Origin of the sequence: Serratia sp. MMO-28 (assembly GCF_037199905.1) — a bacterium.
In the GTDB taxonomy this organism is placed as follows: Bacteria; Pseudomonadota; Gammaproteobacteria; order Enterobacterales; family Enterobacteriaceae; genus Chania; species Chania oryzae.
In genome coordinates, this window is sequence record NZ_JBBCVB010000007.1 from 222,610 (window position 1) to 230,738 (window position 8,129).

At 51.1% G+C, this 8,129-nt stretch carries 7 protein-coding genes; 2 read left to right on the top strand and 5 right to left on the bottom strand.

What is annotated here, in order from left to right:
- Positions 1–115: 115 nt before the first annotated feature.
- From tssC to WG891_RS08770, 3 genes are read right to left on the bottom strand one after another with little or no spacing between them, the layout of a single operon-like run.
- Entirely contained in the window at positions 116–1,627 is a 1,512-nt protein-coding gene (tssC, locus tag WG891_RS08760; RefSeq protein WP_156293745.1) for a type VI secretion system contractile sheath large subunit, read from the bottom strand.
- Positions 1,627–2,181, bottom strand: a complete 555-nt coding sequence (tssB, locus tag WG891_RS08765) for a type VI secretion system contractile sheath small subunit (RefSeq protein WP_156293746.1) — start codon at positions 2,179–2,181, stop codon at positions 1,627–1,629. Before tssB ends, tssC begins: the two co-directional genes overlap by 1 nt.
- Positions 2,182–2,210: 29 nt before the next feature.
- Complete coding sequence (locus WG891_RS08770; protein WP_156293747.1) at positions 2,211–3,173, bottom strand: type VI secretion system protein TssA; 963 nt, start codon at positions 3,171–3,173, stop codon at positions 2,211–2,213.
- A 270-nt stretch (positions 3,174–3,443) separates the two neighbouring features.
- Between WG891_RS08770 and WG891_RS08775 the strand changes: the two genes are divergently transcribed.
- A complete protein-coding gene (locus WG891_RS08775) occupies positions 3,444–4,172 on the top strand; it encodes a DNA -binding domain-containing protein (RefSeq protein WP_156293748.1) in 729 nt (242 codons plus the stop codon).
- 696 nt (positions 4,173–4,868) lie between these two features.
- On the opposite strand, the gene WG891_RS08780 is transcribed toward WG891_RS08775, so the two are convergent.
- Both WG891_RS08780 and WG891_RS08785 read right to left on the bottom strand, forming a co-directional pair.
- Positions 4,869–5,651 carry an ABC transporter substrate-binding protein gene (locus tag WG891_RS08780; RefSeq protein WP_337262147.1) on the bottom strand — a complete coding sequence of 261 codons (783 nt, stop codon included), beginning with the start codon at positions 5,649–5,651 and terminating at the stop codon, positions 4,869–4,871.
- A gap of 33 nt (positions 5,652–5,684) precedes the next feature.
- A complete protein-coding gene (locus WG891_RS08785) occupies positions 5,685–6,839 on the bottom strand; it encodes a pyridoxal phosphate-dependent aminotransferase (protein ID WP_337262148.1) in 1,155 nt (384 codons plus the stop codon).
- Positions 6,840–6,980: 141 nt separating this feature from the next.
- Between WG891_RS08785 and WG891_RS08790 the strand changes: the two genes are divergently transcribed.
- Complete coding sequence (locus WG891_RS08790) at positions 6,981–7,898, top strand: LysR substrate-binding domain-containing protein (RefSeq protein ID WP_337262149.1); 918 nt, start codon at positions 6,981–6,983, stop codon at positions 7,896–7,898.
- Positions 7,899–8,129: the final 231 nt, after the last annotated feature.

Consider the following 8,129-nt stretch of genomic DNA (forward strand, 5'->3'; position numbering starts at 1 on the left):
TGGGGCCGATGAATTGCCATAGCGATGCCAGACCCTGCGTGGTGAGGCGCAGAATGGTTCCGGGCACGCGTTTTGTGGCCTATTGCTATTGCTATTGCTATTGCTATTGCTATTGCTATTGCTCTTTGCCTTCTTTGCTGGAAGGGAGTTTGGAAACTAGCCGTAGGGATACCGTCATCCCTTCCAACTGGTAGTGAGGGCGCAGGTAGAAATGAGCCCGGTAAAAGCCCGGATCGTCTTCCACGTCTTCAACCCGGACTTCTGCGGCAGCCAGTGGCCGTTTGGCTTTGGTGGCTTCCGTGGAGATGGAGGGATCACCATCCACATAGTTCATCAGCCAGTCGTTCAGCCAAACTTGCATATCATCACGAGAGCGGAACGAACCAATCTTGTCGCGCACAATACATTTGAGGTAATGAGCAAAGCGGCAGGTGGCAAAAATGTAGGGCAAACGTGCTGAAAGTTTGGCGTTTGCCGTCGCATCAGGGTCTTCATACAGTGCGGGGGAATGCAGCGTGCATGAGCCGATAAAGGCGGCAAAGTCCGAGTGTTTTCTGTAGACCAGCGGTAGAAAACCGGAATTGGATAATTCGTTTTCACGGCGATCGGAAATGGCCAGCTCGGTTGGGCAGGTCAGTTCGTAACCTCCTTCGTCAGACGGGAAGGCATACGCCGGGAGCTCTTCCACTGAACCGCCGGATTCGATACCGCGGATCCGTGAGCACCAACCGTATTCATTGAAAGCACGGTTGATATTGACCCCCATCGCATAGGCCGCGTTGGCCCAGGTAAAGTCGTCGATGGAGTAGGGGCTGACCACTTCCTCAAAGGCAAAATCGTCGATTGGCAGACTTTTGGCCCCGTAGGGCAAACGTGAAAGAAAACGTGGCAGCGTCAGTACCAGATAACGTGAGTCATTGCTTTCCCGCAGCCGCCTCCAGGGGGCATATTCTGGCGTGGTGAAGATTTTGCCGATATCACGTGGGTTACCGAGCTCCTGCCAGCTGTTCATCTGCATAATGCTAGGAGAGGCTGAGGCGATAAACGGGCAGTGAGCCGCAGCGGCCACCTTGGCTAATTCCGTCAGCAGGGCGACGTTTTGTGGGCTGTGATCAAATTCAAAGTCACCAATCATGCAGCCAAAAGGTTCGCCACCAAATTGACCATATTCATGCTCGTAAACCTGCTTGAAGATGGGGCTTTGATCCCAGGCTGAACCCCGATAACGGCGCAGCGTTTTCGCCAGTTCATCTTTGCTGATGTTGAGTACGCGGATTTTCAGCGTTTCACTGACTTCGGTGTTATTTACCAGATAGCTCAGACCACGCCAGGCGGATTCCAGTTTCTGAAATTCTTTATGGTGCAGGACATGGTTCATCTGCTCTGAAAGCTTTTCGTCGATCTCCGCGACTAAAGATTCAATGGTCAGCACAACATCTCGGTTGACCTTGACTTTCCCTTTGTTGGCGTAAGCCGCAAGCGTCCCTATTGCGCGGCGCACGGCGGATGATGCTTCATCAGTACGTGGGCGGAACGAGCGTTTGAGCAGTTCGTCCAACTCGTTGTCAGCAAAGGTGACCTCAACGTCCGGTAAACTATTGGCTGGTGCTTGTTGCAGGTTCTCCACTATTCGTCTCCCTCAGAGGCTTCACTATTGAGATCCTGGCCGAGGTGATTAACCGTACTCTGCGCATCGGCAGCCAGGCGTTGTAAGAAGTCGGGTTGCTCAAGAAGTTGTTTAACCACTTCTTCTGCACTGGCTTTGCCGTCCATGTAAGTAATCAGTTCCGCCAGGTGCGTGCGGGCTTCGAGTAGCCTGTCCATTTGAGGTATTCGGCGGGCAATGGCTCCGGGAGAAAAGTCATCCATGGATTCAAATTCAAGTTCGATATCCAGCAACTCTTCGTCATCACTCAAGGTGTTATCGACATAGAATTTGAGCCGCGGCTTAATGGCACGCATGCGGGCGTCGAAGTTGTCCTGATCGAAGGTCAGGAATTTGCGTTCTTCAACGGCGGCGAGCGGCTTATCACGATGGCCGGAAAGATCCGCCATCACGCCGGTAACAAATGGCAGCTCGACTTTTTTATTGGCCCCGTAAATTTCAACGTCATATTCTATTTGCACCCTTGGGGCATTATTTCTGCCAATAAATTTTTGTGAGCTTGAATCTTTGGCCATCTCGATGTCCTCATAAGATTATTCAGGAGTTACTTACCGGTAAACAGTTGTAAAGTGCTCGAAGACTCTGGAAGCAGATCCTCCACAATAGAAATGAAGTCCATCCCCATCATCTGCTTGGTCCGTCGTATAAATATCGGTGCCGGATGGCTAGGTTCATAGTTCTGGAAATACTCTAAAATGCGATCTAGCATAAAAATAATCTCTTGACGTGAGCGGATATTAATATCACTCGAATTCACTACCGAGGTGGATAGTGAAAGAGTTGCTATTTCATCTTGGTCTATACCATTACTATTTATGTTGGTAATTGACTGTGAAAGAAGCGTAATGTGTTTTGAGAGGAAGGCATGTAATTGATCACAATCTAACCGATACCCATCAGAATATTGATTAGCATAACTCTCAATTTTCTTAATGAAATTCCTAATGCTGATAAATTGCTCAAGCAAATCGGGGTAACCGTTCTGTTGGAAGTAAGTATTTACTGCCACTAACGAGTTGGATGAAGCTGTCAAAAAACGGTTCGATTCATTGGCCTCAAACTCGGAGTTAAATAAATCCTGTATGTTATATGCATGTTCCGCCGTTAAGCGTACGGATTTTAATTCAGCAATACATTGCGAGGTCGATAACCAACACAGCGCGGCCGCATGCCCAGTATTTATCGAGTTATCATCAGAAATAGGGTAGATAGGCTCCCGGTTTTCTTCGATTTTTTCGGCCAGTTTATTTAAACCGCGAAATAAGGCGCAGACTCCTTCCTGATGCATCTTGGCTCTAATCTGCCAGAGCGCCACTCGCAAATCGTAGCATTGTTCCAACAGCTTGGTTGATTGTTCCGCAATCAGCGGCCAATTGATTTTCGGCTGCTCATGTGACATAGAAAGCGGATCGGAAGATTCATCCTGCTGCGCCAGCGTTGCCTCTATTTCGCTATACAGTGGATCGAATTCAACACCGAATAAATCTTGAGGAGAGGTAAAGTCCATATTATTAACCCGGTCCTTTTATCCGTTGGTTAAATGAGCACTAATCTAGGGTAGAGCTATTTTTATCTAAGATAATTCCATTGGATTCTGATGAATTTCATTATTTTCCATAATATGTGGAAAATTTCGATGGAGTAATTAATAGTTTGTGTCTGGGGTAATGTGTAGGGATAAAATTTATCACCTGACTTTTCACCCTTCTAATGATCTCTTATCCTATCGTTACTATGATTTGCTTGAAATGGATATTGCAAATCGAAGGATGTCACCATGAAAAAGTTGGTATATACTGATTTTGCTTGGGAGTGTTTGCGGAGAAACCCACAGTACATAAGTGATTGGGAAATAGCTATGGAAGAGGGTTGTTATGTGAGTGGAATATCCGATGATACCGCAAGGACACAAAGTATTTTAGATCTTGAAGCTGAAAAAAAGTGGGGGCTAATGAAGTATGTGGAGCCTGGTAATCCTGATCCCATAGATGTCTTTTGGTCTCCCAGGCTCAGCAAGCGCTCTATCAGGCTCGCACTCAGCACTTACGGTGATTTTACCTGGGGGAGTATCACGGGTAAGCCAGGAGTCCATCAGCGCACGCTCAGGCTGATGGATGACACATGCTGCATAAAAATATTCAATAATAACAACTACTTTCAGTTTTTCGCTGATGGTGGTATTACCTTGAATGAGAACTCAAATTTATTCTTGTATATTCCGTTGAGCCTGAAAACCAACACAATAAACAGGAATATCGATATCATTAAGAATATCATCAACAATCAGTGTGAAACCGATGAAAAAGAGAAACAGTGTCTGGAACTGCTTAAGACTATTGATGATAGAAATCAAGGTTTTACGCACAAAGATATTGCCTCTGAGATTTTTGGTGAAGAAAGGGTAAGAAGTGAATGGTCATCAGACAGCTGGTTGCGGGCGAACATTCGTTATCGGCTCAAAAAGGCCAATGATCTGATTACTAACGGCTATCTCAACTACCTCTAGCTTTATAATTCGTGATTAAACCGGTCTTCACTGCTTCGCTAACATATTGATTTGCTATGGGGGAAAGGACTTCCCCCACCTTCACACTTCCTTCCTTTGAACGTTCATGGTGCACCAGGTTGGGGGTAGCAAGCACTAAATTAACGCGTGATTCAGCGTGGACTGGGGATTGTAGAGATGACCCTATGCTGGTTTTCGTTGGGTTTCACCTGAACCATCATACTTTCTGCTCGTACATTTTATGTTAGAAAATGTGTCTGATTTGTGGTGATAAAGCCCACCCCTGGGAAACATTTTAGTCCCTCGTCATTCATAAAATAACGATTGTGAGCAGGTGATTATGCTTTAATAGCTGCATCTATACCCGTCATACTTCAAGTTGCTTGGGTGTTGGCTACGTGACTCGGCCCGTATTGGGCCTCGCCCCTTCGGGGCCGCTGCAAGCAGCGTTCAAATCTGCTTAGCAGATTTGTCACTCACCCCAGTCTGATCTTGAGTAAGCTCCTGGGGATGATGAGCCTCTTCGAGGCTCACCCTACGGGCCAGCGCAAGCGCTGTTCAAATCGGTCAAAGACCGATTTGTCATTCAGTTGCCGCCTACAAGCAACTCGAATTATTTTGGGTATAAATAGGCTGCGGGATGCAGTTAGTATCCATATTAATTTAATGGATATTAACTGCGTAGGCAGGAAATACTTACTTCACCGTCACATCAATATCCCCAAAATACTTCTTCGACAGCGCGCTAATGGTCCCTTGCTGCTTCACTTTTGCGATAGCTTCGTTCAACTGCTTCAGCAGGGCGGCATCGTCTTTGCGTAAGCCAAACGCAATGCCTTCACCCAGAATTTTGCCGTCTTTTACCGCTTCACCGACAAAGGCAAAACCTTTGCCGTCCGGGTGCGCCAGGAAACCGCTCTGCCCGGCAGGGGCCATGATCAGCGTGGCATCCAGGCGGCCAGAGGTCAGGTCAAGGTACACCTGGTTCTGATCCTGATAAGACACCACGTCGACCCCCTGCGGAGCCCAATGCGCATTGGCATAGTTTTCCTGGATCGAGCCTTGTAGAACCCCGACGCGCTTGCCGGCCAGTGACTTGGCGTCTGGCAGCAGGCCGCTGTCGGCTTTGGCGATCAAACGGTTAGGCACCTGATAAATCGAGTCGGTGAAGGCAATCGCCGCACGGCGCTGATCGGTGACGTTCATCGCTGAGTTGATCGCCTCGAACTTACGCGCCTGCAGCGCCGGGATCAGGCTGTCGAACGAGGTTTCTACCCAACTGCATTCAAGCTTTGCCGCAGCACAGACGGCGTGACCCAGATCGATATCAAACCCTTCCAACTGGCCGCTGGCGGATTTGGATTCGAACGGCGGATACAGAGCTTCAATACCAAAGCGCAGCTTATTTTCCGCCGCGAAAGTCGAGCCAGCAGCCAACAGGCAGCCTGCGGCAATGAGCATGTTTAAGGTTTTTTTCATCGGTGTTCTTTCCTATGCAACGGAATCAATGGGTTACACCTGGCACAGGCGGCGTGCGCCTTCCAGCAGGGTGTCGTTATCTTTCGAGAAACTCAAACGGATAATGCCGGTATTGGTGCCATCGCTGTAAAACGCCGATAGCGGGATGGTGGCAACTTTGGCTTCACGGATCAAACGCACCGCAAAGTCGTTGTCACTTTCGTTACTGAAGCTGCTAAAGCGGGCCAGCATAAAGAAACTGCCATCGCTTGGCAGCAATTCAAAACGTGAATCCTGCAGTGCGTTGGCCAGCAGATCGCGTTTTTGCTGGTAGAAATCTGCCAGCCCCAGATAGCTTTGCGGGTTATTCAACGCGGCGGCAAAGGCGTACTGCATCGGGGTATCGGCCGAGAACACCATAAACTGGTGCACCTTGCGGATCTCCTCCATCAGCGCCGCCGGTGCCATGCAATAGCCGACGCGCCAGCCGGTGACGTGGTAGGTTTTGCCGAATGACGACACGATCACGCTGCGTTCCGCCAGAGCCGGATGGCGCGCCATGCTGTGGTGGATGCCCCCGTCGAATACCACGTGTTCGTAGACTTCATCAGACAGAATGACGATATCGGTGTGGCGCGTCAGCGCGGTCAGGCGCTCAATATCATGCTCGCTGAATACGCTGCCGGTGGGGTTATGCGGGCTGTTAACGATGATCATCCGCGTTTTGCCGTTGATCGCGGCGGCCACCTCGTCCCAATCGATCCGTAAATCCTGCAGTGAAAGCTTGATGGCGACCGGTGTTGCCCCTTGCAGACGGACGATCGGCGCGTAGCTGTCGAACGCCGGTTCAAAGTAGATCACCTCGTCGCCGGGGTGCACCAGCGCGCTGATGGCGGAATAGAGCCCTTCGCTGGCGCTGGCGATGACCGTGATTTCGTCATCCGCGTCGTAGCGCGTGCCGTACAGGCGTTCAACTTTTTCCGCCAGCGCAACGCGCAAGGCGGCCACGCCGCTCATTGGGGCATATTGGTTATGACCTGCGCGCATGGCTTGGGCGACACCTTCCACCAACTGCAAATCGCAGGCAAAATTCGGTGCCCCCTGGGACAGATTCAGTGCCTGGTGTTCGGCGCTCAGTTGGCCGATCACGGTGAAAATGGTGGTGCCGACGTCTGGCAGTTTCGAGCGTTGGGAGCAGGCGCTCTGCATGATGGGCTCCGGACAAAAGAATGAAGTGTGGAACGATTAAGCATGAGTTAGGATCGACGAACAAGAGAAAATTCGTCATGCTAGCCATGCGTTTAGATCATGTCTGGTAAGAGGTTTTTTTGCGTTAATAGAGGGTTAGCCATGCAGACAGCGTTACCGTCACTCGACGTGCTGAAAACTTTTGTGGTGGTGGCGCAGCGCCTTAATTTCACCCATGCGGCGCAGGCGTTGCACCTGACGCAGGGGGCGGTCAGCCGCCAGATCCTTGGCCTGGAGCAGCAATTGGGTTACCCGCTGTTCAGCCGCCGGGCGCGCGGATTGGTGCTGACCGCGCAGGGAGCATCGCTGTTGGCACCGGTGCAGCAGGCATTGGGGCAATTGGCTGAGGCGTTGGCGCGGGCCAGCGCGCAGCCGGGCACGCTGCGGATCAAATGCCCGACCTGTGCGATGCGCTGGGTGTTACCGCGCATTATTCGCCTGCAGAATGAGCGGCCGGAAATGCATATCGAACTGACCGCTTCGGTATCGCACGGCGTCGATTTCAGCACCGAGCATTTTGATGCCGCCGTGGTGTTTGGTGAGCCACAGCGCAAACGGCTGGTGGTGCAGCATCTGTTTGACGAGATCCTGACCCCGGTTTGCACGCCCACTTATCTGCCGGTGCTGAATCGGCCGCCGCAGCCTGGCGATCTGGCGCAGAAAACCCTGTTGCACCCAACGCGCGATCGCCGCGATTGGCTATTGTGGCTGAAAGCGGCTGGGCATGAGGCATTGCCTTCCGCCAAAGCACAGCATTTCGATACCCTCGATCTGGCGACCAGCGCCGCGCTGCAGGGATTTGGTATTGCGATCGGCGATCTTTGCCTGCTGGAAGAGGACATTCAGGCCAACCGCATCGTCACGCCGTTCCCGCTCAGCGTGGCCAGCGGCGCGGCCTACTATCTGGTATATCCTGAACGCGCGGTAATACCCACCGCCCTGAGCGAACTGGTGGATTGGCTGGGGGAAGAGGCGCAGGCCAGCCGCGCCAGATTGGAAAAATACCGCCCTGTAGCCTAATGCCGGTCAGTTAAGCGCAAAACGGTATAATTATGCAGCAGGTGCTAAAGGTATGGCCTCCCTCTCCCTGTGGGTGAGGGCCGGGGTGAGGGGCAAGTCGTGCGGTGCTCGTCCCCTTATCCTAACCCTTGTATGTTTGTAGTTGATGTAAAAAGATAGGTTGTACCGTGTTCTTACCCGGCGTGGCAGCACGTACGCCCTCTGGGACACCAAGCCCGTGGGAGAGCTTAT

Bases quoted from the DNA above. Each gene is read 5' to 3' on its own strand.
- tssB (WP_156293746.1), bottom strand. From the start codon at position 2,181: ATGGCCAAAGATTCAAGCTCACAAAAATTTATTGGCAGAAATAATGCC.
- WG891_RS08770 (WP_156293747.1), bottom strand. From the start codon at position 3,173: ATGGACTTTACCTCTCCTCAAGATTTATTCGGTGTTGAATTCGATCCA.
- WG891_RS08775 (WP_156293748.1), top strand. From the start codon at position 3,444: ATGAAAAAGTTGGTATATACTGATTTTGCTTGGGAGTGTTTGCGGAGA.
- WG891_RS08790 (WP_337262149.1), top strand. From the start codon at position 6,981: ATGCAGACAGCGTTACCGTCACTCGACGTGCTGAAAACTTTTGTGGTG.
- WG891_RS08780 (WP_337262147.1), bottom strand. From the start codon at position 5,651: ATGAAAAAAACCTTAAACATGCTCATTGCCGCAGGCTGCCTGTTGGCT.
- WG891_RS08785 (WP_337262148.1), bottom strand. From the start codon at position 6,839: ATGCAGAGCGCCTGCTCCCAACGCTCGAAACTGCCAGACGTCGGCACC.